Source organism: Escherichia sp. E2748, from assembly GCF_005781125.1.
Lineage (GTDB): Bacteria > Pseudomonadota > Gammaproteobacteria > Enterobacterales > Enterobacteriaceae > Escherichia.
On the sequence record NZ_VATP01000008.1, the window covers coordinates 34,747 to 49,998 of the forward strand.

16 protein-coding genes are annotated in these 15,252 nt (G+C 50.8%); 7 read left to right on the forward strand and 9 right to left on the reverse strand.

What is annotated here, in order from left to right; genetic code table 11:
- The first annotated feature begins 159 nt into the window (after nt 1-159).
- The gene (locus tag FEK42_RS09270) at nt 160-1,353 is read left to right on the forward strand and encodes an NAD(P)/FAD-dependent oxidoreductase (RefSeq protein ID WP_138211811.1); all 1,194 of its coding nucleotides are present in this window, start codon (nt 160-162) and stop codon (nt 1,351-1,353) included.
- A gap of 102 nt (nt 1,354-1,455) precedes the next feature.
- Here FEK42_RS09270 and FEK42_RS09275 read toward each other — a convergent pair whose 3' ends face one another.
- Nucleotides 1,456-2,508, reverse strand: coding sequence for a DUF2776 family protein (locus tag FEK42_RS09275; RefSeq protein ID WP_135493090.1), 1,053 nt, complete (start codon nt 2,506-2,508; stop codon nt 1,456-1,458).
- 677 nt (nt 2,509-3,185) lie between these two features.
- Between FEK42_RS09275 and FEK42_RS23020 the strand changes: the two genes are divergently transcribed.
- The 6 genes from FEK42_RS23020 to FEK42_RS09300 all read left to right on the forward strand — a co-directional run bounded on the left by FEK42_RS23020 (nt 3,186) and on the right by FEK42_RS09300 (nt 8,989).
- Nucleotides 3,186-3,299 carry a hypothetical protein gene (locus FEK42_RS23020; protein WP_214251098.1) on the forward strand — a complete coding sequence of 38 codons (114 nt, stop codon included), beginning with the start codon at nt 3,186-3,188 and terminating at the stop codon, nt 3,297-3,299.
- A gap of 62 nt (nt 3,300-3,361) precedes the next feature.
- On the forward strand, nt 3,362-4,429 hold the full coding sequence (locus FEK42_RS09280) for an HlyD family secretion protein (RefSeq protein ID WP_135493089.1): 1,068 nt from the start codon (nt 3,362-3,364) through the stop codon (nt 4,427-4,429).
- Nucleotides 4,426-7,161: a ribosome-associated ATPase/putative transporter RbbA gene (gene rbbA / locus FEK42_RS09285; RefSeq protein ID WP_138211812.1), complete on the forward strand. Its 2,736-nt coding sequence runs from the start codon at nt 4,426-4,428 to the stop codon at nt 7,159-7,161. The genes FEK42_RS09280 and rbbA overlap by 4 nt, the downstream gene beginning before the upstream one ends.
- On the forward strand, nt 7,161-8,285 hold the full coding sequence (locus tag FEK42_RS09290) for an ABC transporter permease (protein WP_135493140.1): 1,125 nt from the start codon (nt 7,161-7,163) through the stop codon (nt 8,283-8,285). The genes rbbA and FEK42_RS09290 overlap by 1 nt, the downstream gene beginning before the upstream one ends.
- Nucleotides 8,286-8,357: 72 nt before the next feature.
- Nucleotides 8,358-8,633: a type II toxin-antitoxin system HicA family toxin gene (locus FEK42_RS09295; RefSeq protein ID WP_001260301.1), complete on the forward strand. Its 276-nt coding sequence runs from the start codon at nt 8,358-8,360 to the stop codon at nt 8,631-8,633.
- Nucleotides 8,630-8,989, forward strand: a complete 360-nt coding sequence (locus FEK42_RS09300) for a type II toxin-antitoxin system HicB family antitoxin (protein WP_000593555.1) — start codon at nt 8,630-8,632, stop codon at nt 8,987-8,989. The genes FEK42_RS09295 and FEK42_RS09300 overlap by 4 nt, the downstream gene beginning before the upstream one ends.
- Nucleotides 8,990-9,038: 49 nt before the next feature.
- On the opposite strand, the gene FEK42_RS09305 is transcribed toward FEK42_RS09300, so the two are convergent.
- The 8 genes from FEK42_RS09305 to nikR form a co-directional block, all read right to left on the reverse strand.
- Nucleotides 9,039-9,899, reverse strand: a complete 861-nt coding sequence (locus tag FEK42_RS09305; RefSeq protein WP_138211813.1) for a class II aldolase — start codon at nt 9,897-9,899, stop codon at nt 9,039-9,041.
- A gap of 31 nt (nt 9,900-9,930) precedes the next feature.
- Entirely contained in the window at nt 9,931-10,200 is a 270-nt protein-coding gene (locus FEK42_RS09310; RefSeq protein WP_135493088.1) for an HPr family phosphocarrier protein, read from the reverse strand.
- Nucleotides 10,190-11,698, reverse strand: a complete 1,509-nt coding sequence (locus FEK42_RS09315) for an FGGY-family carbohydrate kinase (RefSeq protein ID WP_135493087.1) — start codon at nt 11,696-11,698, stop codon at nt 10,190-10,192. The genes FEK42_RS09310 and FEK42_RS09315 overlap by 11 nt, the downstream gene beginning before the upstream one ends.
- Nucleotides 11,691-13,049 carry a PTS galactitol transporter subunit IIC gene (locus FEK42_RS09320; RefSeq protein WP_130209137.1) on the reverse strand — a complete coding sequence of 453 codons (1,359 nt, stop codon included), beginning with the start codon at nt 13,047-13,049 and terminating at the stop codon, nt 11,691-11,693. Before FEK42_RS09320 ends, FEK42_RS09315 begins: the two co-directional genes overlap by 8 nt.
- Before the next feature lie 76 nt (nt 13,050-13,125).
- The gene (locus FEK42_RS09325; RefSeq protein ID WP_000084021.1) at nt 13,126-13,407 is read right to left on the reverse strand and encodes a PTS sugar transporter subunit IIB; all 282 of its coding nucleotides are present in this window, start codon (nt 13,405-13,407) and stop codon (nt 13,126-13,128) included.
- Nucleotides 13,404-13,877 (reverse strand): PTS sugar transporter subunit IIA, encoded by a 474-nt coding sequence (locus FEK42_RS09330; protein WP_135493086.1) that lies wholly within the window; start codon nt 13,875-13,877, stop codon nt 13,404-13,406. Before FEK42_RS09330 ends, FEK42_RS09325 begins: the two co-directional genes overlap by 4 nt.
- Before the next feature lie 24 nt (nt 13,878-13,901).
- Complete coding sequence (locus FEK42_RS09335; RefSeq protein ID WP_015674765.1) at nt 13,902-14,648, reverse strand: GntR family transcriptional regulator; 747 nt, start codon at nt 14,646-14,648, stop codon at nt 13,902-13,904.
- A 198-nt stretch (nt 14,649-14,846) separates the two neighbouring features.
- Nucleotides 14,847-15,248 carry a nickel-responsive transcriptional regulator NikR gene (gene nikR, locus FEK42_RS09340; protein ID WP_001190062.1) on the reverse strand — a complete coding sequence of 134 codons (402 nt, stop codon included), beginning with the start codon at nt 15,246-15,248 and terminating at the stop codon, nt 14,847-14,849.
- Nucleotides 15,249-15,252 lie beyond the last annotated feature (4 nt).

Here is a 15,252-nt window from a genome sequence, read left to right on the forward strand (position 1 = left end):
AATATAGATTTTTTTGATTTGCCTCCTGTATGAATTTCGCTCAAAAAATAATTATCTTATATAATTCAGACAAATACTTCCCCTAAGTAATATTGATGCTGGTGCGACCACTGAGGAATCTTTACAATTCACGCCCGTTTTTTCTAAGAGGAACGCAACGTGGAAAAGTTTGATGCCATTATTATAGGCGCTGGCGCGGCGGGTATGTTCTGTTCTGCGCTGGCAGGTCAGGCAGGGCGCAGAGTTTTGCTGATCGATAATGGCAAAAAACCGGGGCGCAAAATCCTCATGTCTGGTGGTGGGCGCTGTAACTTCACCAACCTTTATGTCGAACCAGGTGCCTATCTGAGCCAGAATCCGCATTTTTGCAAGTCTGCGCTTGCCCGATTTACTCAGTGGGATTTCATTGATCTGGTCAATAAGCACGGCATCGCCTGGCACGAGAAAACGTTAGGGCAACTCTTCTGTGATGACTCCGCTCAACAGATTGTCGACATGCTGGTGGATGAGTGCGAGAAGGGCAATGTGACCTTCAGATTACGTAGCGAAGTGTTGAGCGTGACGAAGGATGACGCGGGATTCACGCTTGAACTGAACGGCATGACCGTAGGCTGCGATAAACTGGTCATTGCGACCGGAGGCCTCTCGATGCCGGGGCTGGGCGCGTCGCCGTTTGGTTATAAGATTGCCGAACAATTCGGGCTGAACGTGTTGCCGACGCGCGCAGGCCTGGTGCCATTCACCCTGCATAAACCGTTGCTGGAGGAGTTACAGGTGCTGGCGGGCGTGGCGGTGCCTTCTGTGATAACCGCTGAAAACGGCACCGTGTTCCGTGAGAACTTACTCTTCACCCACCGCGGCTTGTCTGGCCCTGCGGTATTGCAGATATCCAGCTACTGGCAACCGGGTGAATTTGTCAGCATCAATCTGCTACCGGATGTCGACCTGGACACTTTTCTTAATGAACAGCGTAACGCGCATCCAAATCAGAGCCTGAAAAACACGCTGGCGGTTCATCTGCCGAAACGGTTGGTTGAGCGTTTACAACAACTTGGGCAGATCCCGGACGTCTCGTTAAAACAGCTCAACGTGCGTGACCAACAGGCGCTCATTGCCACATTGACCGACTGGCGCGTACAACCTAACGGCACTGAAGGCTATCGCACCGCCGAAGTGACGCTCGGCGGCGTGGACACCAATGAACTCTCTTCACGGATGATGGAAGCACGTAAAGTTCCGGGCTTGTACTTTATCGGCGAAGTGATGGACGTTACCGGCTGGCTAGGGGGCTATAACTTCCAGTGGGCGTGGTCCAGTGCGTGGGCTTGTGCGCAGGATTTGGCGGCAGAATAAGAGGCAAAATGCCCCCCCCTCGTTTTCGCGGTGTAACCAGGGGGGGATTACCTGAACAAAGTCCAGATAAGACGCTCGACGCCTTATCTGAAGCCTTTTCTATTATTTTTTCGCAGACCCCGCTTCTAATATAGAAACGATGGAAAACAGTGTAAAACACACTGCACCTAAGCCAACCAAAACTCGCGAAGGAATAAAATAAGCCATATCGGTTTGCGCAATTTCAGCAAGGAACGCTGCGAGGAACAGGCAAAACAGACAGGTAAATACCGGAATCATGGGTATTCTGTTGGCTAACGAACAGGTGCGTCTCCATACCAGCGCCAACAACCACACTTTGGAGAAAATACTGTAGCAAATCATTCCCAGACAAATAAGAATAATGCCGGGTGCCAGTCTGGCACTTTCATCAGAACTGACTAAAACGTAGATCCCCTGAATAACCGTCAGTGAGCCAAGTAAAATAACCCAATAGCACCACAGCCAATGCTCTTTCATTGAGAACGTATTCCGCGTTTGATGGACAATAGTGGCGACAAGACCAATAAGACAAGCGCAAATTGCCGTTAACCCCAGCAGTACGTGACCAGCAACATAATGTGGTGTGATATTTGCACTACGTAACAGCGCGACTGACCAAATGAAACCAAAGAGAGTAAGCAGAACGGGAACGGCAATTAAGCCATTACCGATTGTTGAAGAATAAGCCTGCAACGGCGTACCATCACTCTTACTGCCCGAGGCGTTTTTGGGAATTAGCAGAAAATGCCCGGAAGACGCCGCCACGGTTGATACGCAGGCAGCAATCATCCCAACACCGAAAATAACATGCCCGGCAACAAATTCATCGGCCATGACATTATCACTTGCCAGCAGCAACCATCCCCAAATCATAGTTGCGACAGACCCAGCGTAACCAATAACAGGAAAAAGTGTGCTGTAGAGCTTATTCACACCATGCGTTAACTGCGAAATAATAATAAATGCAGTAGTGAATAACGCCAGACATATTGCAGAAAGCGAAATAAGTACATGTCCCGCCACAAAATACTCACTTTGCCAGGAACCTGCTAATACAAAATCACCCAATGCAATACATATTATCCCCATAATTAAAGGGATTAATTTAAATAGCCATCCGATATATATATTCATTTTAAACTCCATGTGTACTTTCTGCTAATATAAGAAAGCGTATCAGTAGTATTTTTAGTCAGTTAAATATAACAATGAGATACCACCAAATGTAACAAGTAACTTTACTATAGCCGGATTTATTGCCCGGAGTGTTAAGTTTTAGATGTGAGTTAATGCTGATAAATAAATATTTATCCTAAGGTAAATTCCGAGTTAATATCTTTATCTTATACCCTAAATAATTCGAGTTGCAGGAAGGCGACAAGCGAGTGAATCCCCAGGAGCTTACATGAGTAAGTGACTGGGGTGAGCGAACGCAGACGCAGCACATGCAACTTGAAGTATGACGAGTATATTTTTATTTTGTTGCTTTAAACGACCTTGTTCGAGACTGCTTTATTTAATACATAAGCCTTTATCATCTTTTTAAAAAATTATTTCGCTTTCGGTAAATATTTGCACCTCGGCGATAATAACGCTATGTGATAGTCATCGGGTTTTCTGTTACGGAAATCTACGCAGTAGTACCTGAGAACCTGTGCAGAAGATTTTTGGTTAAAAACGCTATCGGACAGAAGAACATCGCGATGTATCACAAGCTGATGGTAATCAAATAGACAACATGAATATAACTGTTAGTATTTAATTGATTTCACTTATGAGTATGCGTGTTTCATTTACGGCCAGGAATGCTGATGATGACAACATTACTACCCGTTTTCACCAGACCTTCCCCGTTGGCGCTCAGTTTGCTGCGCCCTGGCCGCCTTTGCCGTTTCCTTCTTATCCCGGATGGAATAATTCGCTGAACGTCGTTCGGTGGCAGTTGTAACACGCGTCGATTGCTTACAGGGATTATGGCGGGTCGATTATGGATAATATTAAGCGCCATCTGGCGTGGTGGGTTGTCGGGTTACTGGCGGTGGCTGCTATCGTGGCGTGGTGGCTGTTGCGTCCAGCAGGTGTGCCGGAAGGCTTTGCCGTCAGCAATGGGCGCATTGAAGCGACGGAAGTGGATATCGCCAGCAAAATTGCCGGGCGTATCGACACCATTCTGGTGAAAGAAGGCCAGTTTGTTCGCAAAGGCGAAGTGCTGGCGAAGATGGATACTCGTGTGTTGCAGGAACAGCGACTGGAGGCCATCGCGCAAATCAAAGAGGCGCAAAGTGCCGTTGCCGCCGCGCAGGCTTTGCTGGAACAGCGGCAAAGTGAAACTCGTGCCGCACAGTCGCTGGTTAATCAACGCCAGGCTGAACTGGACTCCGTAGCCAAACGTCATACCCGTTCCCGCTCGCTCGCCCATCGTGGGGCTATTTCTGCGCAACAGCTGGATGACGACCGCGCCGCTGCCGAAGGCGCCCGTGCTGCGCTGGAATCGGCAAAAGCCCAGGTTTCGGCTTCTAAAGCTGCTATAGAGGCGGCACGCACCAATATCATTCAGGCGCAAACGCGCGTCGAAGCGGCACAAGCCACTGAACGGCGCATTGCCGCAGATATCGATGACAGCGAACTGAAAGCCCCGCGTGACGGACGCGTGCAGTATCGGGTTGCCGAGCCAGGCGAAGTGCTGGCGGCAGGTGGTCGGGTGCTGAATATGGTCGATTTGAGCGACGTCTACATGACCTTCTTCCTGCCAACCGAACAGGCGGGCACGCTGAAACTTGGCGGTGAAGCACGGCTGATCCTCGATGCCGCGCCAGATCTGCGTATTCCTGCGACCATCAGCTTTGTCGCCAGCGTCGCCCAGTTCACGCCAAAAACCGTCGAAACCAGCGATGAACGGCTGAAACTGATGTTTCGCGTCAAAGCGCGCATCCCACCGGAATTACTCCAGCAGCATCTGGAATATGTCAAAACGGGCTTGCCGGGCGTGGCGTGGGTGCGGGTGAGTGAAGAACTTCCGTGGCCTGAAGACCTGGTGGTGAGGTTGCCGCAATGACGCATCTGGAACTGGTTCCCGTCCCGCCTGTCGCGCAACTGGTGGGCGTGAGCCAGCATTATGGAAAAACCGTTGCGCTGAACAATATCACTCTCAAGATTCCGGCCCGCTGCATGGTCGGGCTGATTGGCCCGGACGGCGTCGGTAAGTCGAGTTTATTGTCATTGATTTCCGGTGCTCGTGTCATTGAGCAGGGCAACGTGATGGTGCTGGGCGGCGATATGCGCGACCCGAAGCATCGCCGCGACGTTTGCCCGCGCATCGCCTGGATGCCGCAAGGGCTGGGCAAAAACCTCTACCACACCTTGTCGGTGTATGAAAACGTCGATTTTTTCGCCCGCCTGTTCGGTCACGACAAAGCGGAGCGGGAAGTGCGAATTAATGAGCTGCTGACCAGCACCGGGTTAGCACCGTTTCGCGATCGTCCGGCAGGGAAACTCTCCGGCGGGATGAAGCAAAAACTTGGGCTGTGCTGTGCGTTAATCCACGACCCGGAACTGTTGATTCTTGATGAGCCAACAACGGGGGTTGACCCGCTCTCTCGCGCCCAGTTCTGGGATCTGATCGACAGCATTCGCCAGCGGCAGAGCAATATGAGCGTGCTGGTCGCCACCGCCTACATGGAAGAGGCCGAACGCTTCGACTGGCTGGTAGCGATGAATGCCGGAGAAGTGCTGGCAACCGGCAGCGCCGAAGAGCTGCGGCAGCAAACGCAAAGCGCCACGCTGGAAGAGGCGTTTATCGCTTTGTTACCAGAAGCGCAACGCCAGGCGCATCAGGCGGTAGTGATCCCACCGTATCAAGCTGAAAACGCAGAAATTGCCATTGAAGCGCGCGATCTGACCATGCGTTTTGGTTCCTTTGTCGCTGTTGATCACGTCAATTTCCGCATTCCACGCGGGGAGATTTTTGGCTTTCTCGGTTCGAACGGCTGCGGTAAATCCACCACCATGAAAATGCTTACCGGACTGCTGCCCGCCAGCGAAGGTGAGGCATGGCTGTTTGGGCAACCGGTTGATCCAAAAGATATCGATACGCGTCGTCGGGTGGGCTATATGTCGCAGGCGTTTTCGCTCTATAACGAACTCACCGTGCGGCAAAATCTGGAGTTACATGCCCGTTTGTTTCACATCCCGGAAGCAGAAATTCCCGCGCGAGTGGCTGAAATGAGCGAGCGTTTTAAGCTCAACGACGTTGAAGATGTTCTGCCGGAGTCATTGCCGCTCGGCATTCGCCAGCGGCTTTCGCTGGCGGTGGCGGTGATTCATCGCCCGGAAATGTTAATACTCGATGAACCCACTTCTGGCGTCGATCCGGTGGCGAGGGATATGTTCTGGCAGTTGATGGTCGATCTCTCGCGCCAGGACAAAGTGACTATCTTCATCTCCACCCACTTTATGAACGAAGCGGAACGCTGCGACCGTATCTCACTGATGCACGCCGGAAAAGTGCTTGCCAGCGGTACACCGCAGGAACTGGTTGAAAAACGTGGAGCCGCCAGTCTGGAAGAGGCATTTATCGCCTATTTGCAGGAGGCGGCAGGGCAGAGCAACGAAGCCGAAGCGCCACCTGTGGTACATGACACTACCCACGCGCCGCGTCAGGGATTTAGCCTGCGCCGTCTGTTTAGCTACAGCCGTCGCGAAGCACTGGAACTGCGACGCGATCCGGTACGTTCGACGCTGGCGCTGATGGGAACGGTGATCCTGATGCTGATAATGGGTTACGGCATCAGTATGGATGTGGAAAACCTGCGCTTTGCGGTGCTTGACCGCGACCAGACCGTCAGTAGCCAGGCGTGGACGCTCAATCTCTCCGGTTCCCGTTACTTTATCGAACAGCCGCCGCTCACCAGTTATGACGAACTTGACCGTCGGATGCGTGCGGGCGATATCACGGTGGCGATTGAGATCCCACCCAATTTCGGGCGCGATATCGCGCGTGGTACGCCTGTGGAACTCGGTGTCTGGATCGACGGTGCAATGCCGAGCCGTGCCGAAACGGTAAAAGGTTACGTGCAGGCCATGCACCAGAGCTGGCTACAGGATGTGGCGAGTCGACAATCCACGCCTGCCAGCCAAAGCGGGCTGATGAACATTGAGACGCGCTATCGCTATAACCCGGACGTAAAAAGCCTGCCAGCGATTGTTCCGGCGGTGATCCCGCTTCTGCTGATGATGATTCCATCAATGCTAAGCGCCCTTAGCGTGGTGCGGGAAAAAGAGCTTGGGTCGATTATCAACCTTTACGTGACTCCTACCACCCGTAGCGAATTTTTGCTTGGCAAACAGCTGCCGTACATCGCGCTGGGGATGCTGAACTTTTTCCTGCTCTGTGCCCTGTCGGTGTTTGTGTTTGGCGTACCGCATAAAGGCAGTTTCCTGACGCTCACCCTGGCGGCGCTGCTGTATATCATCATCGCCACTGGAATGGGGCTGCTGATCTCCACCTTTATGAAAAGCCAGATTGCCGCCATTTTCGGTACGGCGATTATCACGTTGATCCCGGCGACACAGTTTTCCGGGATGATCGATCCGGTAGCTTCGCTGGAAGGGCCTGGACGTTGGATCGGCGAGGTTTACCCGACCAGTCATTTTCTGACTATCGCCCGCGGGACGTTCTCGAAGGCGCTGGATCTGACTGATTTGTGGCAACTTTTTATCCCGTTGCTGATAGCCATCCCGCTGGTGATGGGCTTAAGCATCCTGCTGCTGAAAAAACAGGAGGGATGATGCGCCATTTACGCAATATTTTTAATCTGGGTATCAAAGAGTTGCGCAGTCTGCTCGGTGATAAAGCGATGCTGACATTGATTGTCTTCTCGTTTACGGTGTCGGTGTATTCGTCAGCGACCGTCACGCCAGGATCATTGAACCTCGCGCCGATCGCCATAGCCGATATGGATCAATCGCAGCTATCGAACCGGATCGTTAACAGCTTCTACCGCCCGTGGTTTTTGCCACCGAAGATGATCACCGCCGATGAGATGGATGCCGGACTGGACGCCGGACGCTATACCTTCGCGATAAATATCCCGCCTAATTTTCAGCGTGATGTCCTCGCCGGACGCCAGCCGGATATTCAGGTGAACGTTGATGCCACGCGCATGAGCCAGGCATTCACTGGCAACGGTTATATCCAGAATATTATCAACGGTGAAGTGAACAGTTTCGTCGCGCGCTACCGTGATAACAGCGAACCGTTGGTATCGCTGGAAACCCGGATGCGCTTTAACCCGAACCTTGATCCTGCGTGGTTTGGCGGGGTGATGGCGATCATCAACAACATTACCATGCTGGCGATTGTGCTGACCGGATCGGCGCTGATCCGCGAGCGTGAACACGGCACGGTGGAACATTTATTGGTGATGCCGATAACGCCGTTTGAGATCATGATGGCGAAGGTCTGGTCGATGGGGCTGGTGGTGCTGGTGGTATCGGGATTATCGCTGGTATTGATGGTGAAAGGCGTGCTGGGCGTACCGATTGAAGGCTCTATCCCGCTGTTTATGCTGGGCGTGGCGCTCAGTCTGTTTGCCACTACGTCAATTGGCATTTTTATGGGGACGATAGCGCGTTCAATGCCGCAACTGGGGCTGCTGGTGATTCTGGTGCTGCTGCCGCTGCAAATGCTTTCTGGTGGCTCCACGCCGCGCGAAAGTATGCCGCAGATGGTGCAGGACATTATGCTGACCATGCCGACGACACATTTTGTCAGCCTTGCACAGGCCATTCTCTACCGTGGTGCCGGATTCGAAATCGTCTGGCCGCAGTTCCTGACGCTGATGGCAATTGGCGGCGCGTTTTTCACCATCGCGCTGCTGCGATTCAGGAAGACGATTGGAACAATGGCGTAAGGAAGGGAAACTTGACTTCATACTGTGATGTCATACTATTGATGTCATAAAGTGAAGTCATAAGGACATGCCATGAGAACCCAGGTACAGGCTTTACGGAAGAAACAAAAAAACACATTGGATCAAATATTTAAATCTCCTGTTCCTCAAGGGATCAAGTGGTCTGATATAGAGTCACTGGTTAAAGCATTAGGCGGAGAAATTAAGGAAGGAAGAGGTTCGCGTTGTAAGTTCATACTAAATATGAGCGTTGCGTGTTTCCATCGGCCTCATCCGTCGCCAGATACCGATAAAGGCGCTGTAGAAAGCGTGCGTGACTGGTTACTAAGTATAGGGGTAAAACCATGATCAAACTGAAGACGCCAAACTCTATGGAGATTGCCGGGCAACCTGCTGTTATTACCTACGTGCCAGAACTAAATGCATTTCGTGGCAAATTCCTGGGCTTGTCAGGTTATTGTGATTTTGTCTCTGACAGCATTCAGGGGCTGCAAAAAGAAGGGGAGCTTTCCCTGCGAGAGTATCTTGAGGATTGTAAAGCTGCGGGTATTGAGCCGTATGCGCGTACAGAAAAGATTAAAACCTTTACGTTACGCTATCCAGAATCGCTGAGTGAACGCCTTAATAATGCGGCTGCGCAGCAACAAGTCTCTGTTAATACTTATATTATTGAAACGCTGAATGAGCGTTTGAATCATTTATAACTTATAGCGGCCCAACAATTTCTGTTGCGCCGCTATATTTTTGTGGCTCTTAAGATACCTTTCTAACCAACCGATGGCCCTCATTCATCATCAGGATTTTGCTATACACATCTTCCTCGACGGCGTTTTTTGCTGATGCCATCACTCGCGCCAGATTCGCCTCGTTGTGATTATTCACATACGCTTTGCCGACGGCGGTGATAAACGCTTTGCGCAGATCGCTGGCGATATTTACTTTAGCGACGCGATAATTAACAAAGCTGCGTAATATTTCCGGGGCGATACCGGAGCCGCCGTGAATAACCAGTGGCACCGGGCAGACTTCGGCAATGCGCTTCAGCAGGGGGATATCGATCCGCGGTATATCGTCCAGGCCATGAACGTTGCCAATAGAAACTGCCAGCATGTCGCAACCGGTGCGCTCGACAAAGGTCTTCACCTTTTCCGGTTCCGTTTTACAATCGGCTTCGCTGACGTGATCGTCTTCTTTGCCGAGAATCGCCCCCAGCTCCGCTTCAACCGGTACGCCATAGGATTTACAGAAATCGACAGCTTCCTGAGTGAAAGCGATATTCTCTTCAAAAGAGAATGCGGCACCGTCAATCATGACCGAGGTAAAGCCCGCGCGCACCGCCTGTTTAACATCCTCCTGGGTTTTCCCGTGATCAAGATGAAGACTGACCGGAACATCCATTTTATCGGCGTGACGTTTCACGATTTCATAAATGTAATCGTATCCCGAGAGTTGTGCATTGGTGGGCGCAATCTGAATGAAGTTGGGTAATCCCGAACGCTCAATAGCGTTTAAAATTGAAATTGTCGTCTCCAGATTGGTGGTATTAAACGCGCCCGCTAATACCCGTTTTTCCTGAATGCGGTCGAGCAGTATCCGTCCATTAACTAATGGCATATTGAAAACCTCATCTTTTAATATCAGTTAATTATTCAGTCTCACCGAAGCGGTCACGAAATAAGGCAACGAGAGTCTGTATTGCCTCGTTTTCATCATCACCTTCGCAGCGTATTTCCACCGTTTTGCCGCCTTTTATTCCGGCGCGCATAATATTCATCATGCTGGTGGCATTAATATCATTACCCTCATAGTGCAGCGTCACTTTACAGCTATATTTTTTGGCGGCTTTCGCCAGACAGGCCGCCGGACGTGCATGTAGGCCAGTACTGTTTCTGACCTCCACGGTTTTACTCAACATAGTGCTCCTCCCGATGATGTAATGGAATCACGCCTTCTTGCTGTAATTTCAACTGATACCAGCTTTTCCACTTGTGCTGATAACGCTGCAATTGATGGTATCTCGCCCGATTCGGTAACAAACGTTGGGCAATGGTGACTTGCGGCGGTGGAATATCTGGTGCGGCGGTTAATAATGCTCCGACAGAAACCGCCTCGTTAAATGCAATTGCTTCAACCGGACGCTGTAAAATATCCGCCTTTAATTGCAGCCAAAGAGGATTATGGGTCGCCGGACCAATCACTTTTAACGCGCTGGTGCCAGGCACATTAAAACAGGCAAAACAGTTGGCAAATTCCATGGTTAATCCCAGTGAAATACTGGCAATTAACATGTCGATATTTAATGTATCGCCAAGCCCATAAAATAATCCTCGGGTATGGCGATTTTTATAGGGCGAACCTGAACCGCGAAGATGCGGAATAAAGACGGGAATGTCATCGAGCGACCAGTTCCCCGCCAGGTAATCCGCATGTCCGCGAGTAAGTGATGCGGCGATCTCCTCATCGGTTAGCCGGAACGTGTTGCGCAGCCACTCCAGCGCGAAACCGCCCACGGGCAGCGAAGCAAACAGGGTGAACTGGTTGGCAAGCGAGTAACAGCCGTTTGCCAGCTTGTCGCGCTTCGCCTGTTCATCCAGCGTCGGTTGTGTATCCAGTTGCAGAATCCCTTCCGTGGTCCCCGTCGAGTTAAGGATATCGCCCGGCATCATCTGCAACGCCCGCGCACCCACCATATGGTCATGTCCGGCCAGCGTCACGCTGACCGATTGCGAGAACCCAAGCGTTTTGCAGAGCGACTCGCTGACCCATCCGGCGTGTTCGCCTGGCTGCACCAATGGCGCAAATGCTGAACAGGGAACGTGTAACAACGCCGCCGCTTTCGCTGACCATTCGCCTTTGCGCACGTCCAGACACAGCGTACGGCTGGCTAAGGTGATATCCGTGCGCTGTTCGCCAGTCAGTAGCCAGAGCAGCACTTCCGGCGCATGTAGCCAACGCAGACCGCAACGATTACGCAGCGGGTAATGCTCCAGTAACCAACGCATTTTGAAGGCAGAGTAATTGCTGTGCAGCGGTAGCCCGCAGATGTCATAAAGTGCCGCACTGTCTGCCTCGCTAAGCGTTGCCAGATACTCTTCACCGCGACGGTCATACCAGGCAAGCATTGGCGTCAGGATCTCGCCGTGCTCGTCAAGGAACACGCCTGATTCGCCAAAACTGGCAATGCTGATCCGCCTGACTGGCAGTGGCGAGGCGGCGTTCAGTTGTGCTATCGCCTGACGGACCTCCTGCCAGAGGGCGTCGATATCGAAATCGACATCACCCTGTGGAGAGATCTGTTTTGCCGTCACGAATTTATGCGCGCCCAACGTCGTTGCATCCAGGCAGGAAAAGCAGGTGACTTTGCAATTGGTGGTGCCAATATCGATAACGATAGCTGCGCTGTTATCAGGCATAAACCGTGCTCCGGGTCATTCGGAAAATGCCATACAGTACCAGGGCGATAATCGGCACCAGACCAATGGCGATGATATTGCCATTGAAGATTTCCAGCAGCCAGAAGCGGAACGGGTTACCGCCATCAAGGAAACTGGAGACCTGGCCGCTGGAGCCTTCGGCAAATTTGAAATTAACGTCTTTCGCCATTCCGGTAATAAACGGCGCGATTTTGGTGGCAATCCACAGGTCGGCAATAATTACCGGGATTGCTGCAATAACGGTACGGAAAATATTGCCACGGTTGGCTAAAGCTATCATCGAGGCCATTACTGCCAGGTTGGCAAGGTCGCCAAGCGGCAGGACTTCATTACCCGGCAACACAAAAGCGATAAAGACCGAGATGGGCGTCAGCAGCAGGGCGGTGGAGATAATCGCCGGGTTACCTACGGCAACGGCGATATCCAGGCCGATATAGAGATCGTCACGGTCAGGGTATTTGGCGTTGAGATACTTTTTGATGGCTTCAGACAGCGGTAATAAACCTTCCATCAGAATGCGTACCATGCGTGGCAGGATGAACATCACACCGCCAATACTGATGCCAAGCAACAAGACTTTTTTGAAATCGTATCCAGCAATCACGCCGAGCAGAATGCCCAGAATAGTGCCAACCATCATCGGTTCGCCGAAGATGCCAAACTTTTTCTGTACGGTTTCCGGGTCGATATGAATACGATTGAGGCCAGGGATATGGTCGATGATTTTGTCGACCAGCAGACCGACCGGGAAGAACACTACCGAAGAGAGCGTCGGCAATGAAATCCCTTCCAGACCAAAGTATTTTTGTACCAGTGGCGCAGACCAGTCGGCGAGTTTAAGTACTACCACCGCAGCAATCGCCGCCGCCAGCAAACCAAAGAACAGGCTGTCGGTGCTGTAATAAACCAGCGTACCAGCAAGGGCAAAATGCCAGTAGTTCCACATATCTACGTCAACGGTGCGGGTTTTATTTAACGCCAGCATCGCCACGTTAATCAGAATGGTCAGGGGAATAACAAACGGGGCAATTGGCGAACCCCATGTAATTGCGGAAAGTGGCGGCCAGCCTAAATCCACCACCGGTAAATTAATTCCAGTGCGTTCAACCATCGCCTGGGCCGCTGGCCCGACATTGCTGGTAAGAATATCGAAAATGGCATAAATACCGACAAAACCAATGCCGACCGTTAATGACGAGCGTAAGGCTTTAGCGGGTTTTACTTTAAAACAGAGAGCAAGAATAAATAACACCAGCGGCAACATTACCGTGGGGCCAAATCCCAATATATATTGCACAATATTATAGAGGGTATGCGCGATATCGTTCATAATAAACCTCTTTTTCAGGCGAGAGCGCACCTCGCGTTAGCGCCTGATGGAGTGTGTTGAAATTAATTATTATTAATTACTTTTTAAGGATAGAAACAATTTGCGCCAGCACTTTCTCTTCGCCAATACCGGTAATAATTGGCAAGCCGTTAACCACCGGCACGTCGAGTTCATAAGGTACTTTCGTGGTTGAAACAACCAGTGCTACGCCGTCGGTATTTCCGGGTAAAGAGGCAACGTTGGTTTGGGAATAATTGACGTTAAGACCGTGCTCTTTGCAATATTCCATGACTTTTTCTGTTACCGCCGTGGATGTGGCAATCCCCGTGGCGCAGACAAATAAAATAGTTTGACTCATATTTCACCTCGTTCTTTCATTTTGTTTAAGATTACTGTGTGTATTTCTGTTGTTTCCATCGTAAGCAGGGCGCACATAAAGGGCGTATCCTGAATCATCTCCATAATCCAGCCCAGGGCATTTAATTGTTTGTTGCTTTCGCTTAATGCGAGCAAAAAAATCACTCTTACAGGTACGGGGTCAGGATCGCCGCCCATATCAGCAAACTCTACCGGCTCCGGCAGGATGCCGACGGCAATCGCATTGTGTCTGACATGTTTATGATCCGTGTGTGGAATGGCGACGCACGGTGGTTCGGTAGGCAGCCCCGTTGGGTACGTTGCCTCACGTTTCAGCACATGGTCGGCAAAATCAGGGACCACCAGTTCGGCGGTAACCAACGGTTGCGCTAACTGACGGATGATCTCTTCAACGCTTAACCCTGCCGGGAGACGCTGAATAAAATTTTCCTGAAACTGTATTCCTTGCATTTCATTCCTCATTAAAAAGTATATTTAACTCACTTCCCGCCGTTGTAGTACGGTGCCAAGATAATATTTATTTCCTTTTAACCAGACGTTGCCAAACTCAACGGGCAGCTCGCGGGAGAAAAAGACTAACTGCTCCAGATGCAAAACGGGGGCATCTTCACTGATATCTAAAAAATGGCCGCGTTCATTACCAATTAATCGCGCGGCATAGCGACTTTCCGAGTAACGAATTTTTCTTTGCGACAAACTTTCAATGGTTGGAAATAAATTGTGTTGATTAAAATCTATTTCCGCGATGCCGGGGCATAGCTCAATATTGATACGGTTCTCTATCAGCATTGCTTTTTCATCACCAATTGAACGTAAACGCTCAAGGTAAAGAATATCCTGACCGGGCGTTATTCTTAATTTCTCTGCCACATAACGATTAGCCGGTTCAATCCGTGACGTAATAACTTCAGTGGTAAAATGTATTTTCTGGCTTTCCAGCGATTCCGCGAATGACAATAATCCTTCACCTAACGGATATGCCACGTTCTCTTTTTTAACAAATGTTCCCTTGCCCTGGACCTGAATCAACACGCCTTCTTTTACCAGTTGGGCGACCGCTTTTTTAACGGTTCCCCGACTCACTTCCAGCATATCCATAATCTGGTATTCCGAAGGAATGCGATCGTCTTCCACCAGATCCCCGGTATAAATACTTTCTCTTATCCACTCCACCACTTGTTGATAGAGCGGTATTTGTGACGACTTACTTAATGATTTCATGGCGCGCACCTGAACATTCACAGTTGTCTATGGACAATCATGGACAACTTCAAGCGTATAGTAGGTGAACAGGCTAAAAAGAGGATCGAAGCGTCTCACATTTTGGGGGACCAAATCGTGATCAAAAAAATGTGACGCAAGTCGATATTTGGCAGAAATTTACTGCGCCGTCAGGAAATAACGGCGCGTTGGTAGGAGTTAATCTTCCTTCGGCAAGCACTGCAAATGCCCGTGTCGTACGCCGCGTTGGGCGATAACGTCATCGGCAAAATGCTGCACGTCGCCCATGTCACCTTTCAGCACGGCAATTTCCAGACAGTCGTCGTGATTAATGTGCACATGCAGCGTGGCGACCGAGAGATCGTGGTGGTGATGCTGCGTGGAGACAATACGGCTGGCTAAGTCGCGTTTTTCGTGTTCATACACATACGACAGCACCGCGAAACCTTGTGTGCCGTGCTGCTGGGTAGCTTCCTGCGCCAGGGCGCTGCGCAGAATATCGCGGATAGCTTCGGAACGGTTGTTATAACCACGACGCTGGCTCAGGCTGTCCAGCGTCTCCAGTAAATCGTCATCAAGCGTGATGGTGACTCGTTGCATTTGC

Coding starts and splice junctions, on each gene's coding strand:
- FEK42_RS09330 (WP_135493086.1), bottom strand. CDS start 13,877: ATGCAAGGAATACAGTTTCAGGAAAATTTTATTCAGCGTCTCCCGGCA.
- FEK42_RS09290 (WP_135493140.1), top strand. CDS start 7,161: ATGCGCCATTTACGCAATATTTTTAATCTGGGTATCAAAGAGTTGCGC.
- FEK42_RS09325 (WP_000084021.1), bottom strand. CDS start 13,407: ATGAGTCAAACTATTTTATTTGTCTGCGCCACGGGGATTGCCACATCC.
- FEK42_RS09295 (WP_001260301.1), top strand. CDS start 8,358: ATGAGAACCCAGGTACAGGCTTTACGGAAGAAACAAAAAAACACATTG.
- FEK42_RS09335 (WP_015674765.1), bottom strand. CDS start 14,648: ATGAAATCATTAAGTAAGTCGTCACAAATACCGCTCTATCAACAAGTG.
- FEK42_RS09320 (WP_130209137.1), bottom strand. CDS start 13,049: ATGAACGATATCGCGCATACCCTCTATAATATTGTGCAATATATATTG.
- FEK42_RS09310 (WP_135493088.1), bottom strand. CDS start 10,200: ATGTTGAGTAAAACCGTGGAGGTCAGAAACAGTACTGGCCTACATGCA.
- FEK42_RS09315 (WP_135493087.1), bottom strand. CDS start 11,698: ATGCCTGATAACAGCGCAGCTATCGTTATCGATATTGGCACCACCAAT.
- rbbA (WP_138211812.1), top strand. CDS start 4,426: ATGACGCATCTGGAACTGGTTCCCGTCCCGCCTGTCGCGCAACTGGTG.
- FEK42_RS09300 (WP_000593555.1), top strand. CDS start 8,630: ATGATCAAACTGAAGACGCCAAACTCTATGGAGATTGCCGGGCAACCT.
- FEK42_RS09305 (WP_138211813.1), bottom strand. CDS start 9,899: ATGCCATTAGTTAATGGACGGATACTGCTCGACCGCATTCAGGAAAAA.
- FEK42_RS09280 (WP_135493089.1), top strand. CDS start 3,362: ATGGATAATATTAAGCGCCATCTGGCGTGGTGGGTTGTCGGGTTACTG.
- FEK42_RS09275 (WP_135493090.1), bottom strand. CDS start 2,508: ATGAATATATATATCGGATGGCTATTTAAATTAATCCCTTTAATTATG.
- FEK42_RS23020 (WP_214251098.1), top strand. CDS start 3,186: ATGATGACAACATTACTACCCGTTTTCACCAGACCTTCCCCGTTGGCG.
- nikR (WP_001190062.1), bottom strand. CDS start 15,248: ATGCAACGAGTCACCATCACGCTTGATGACGATTTACTGGAGACGCTG.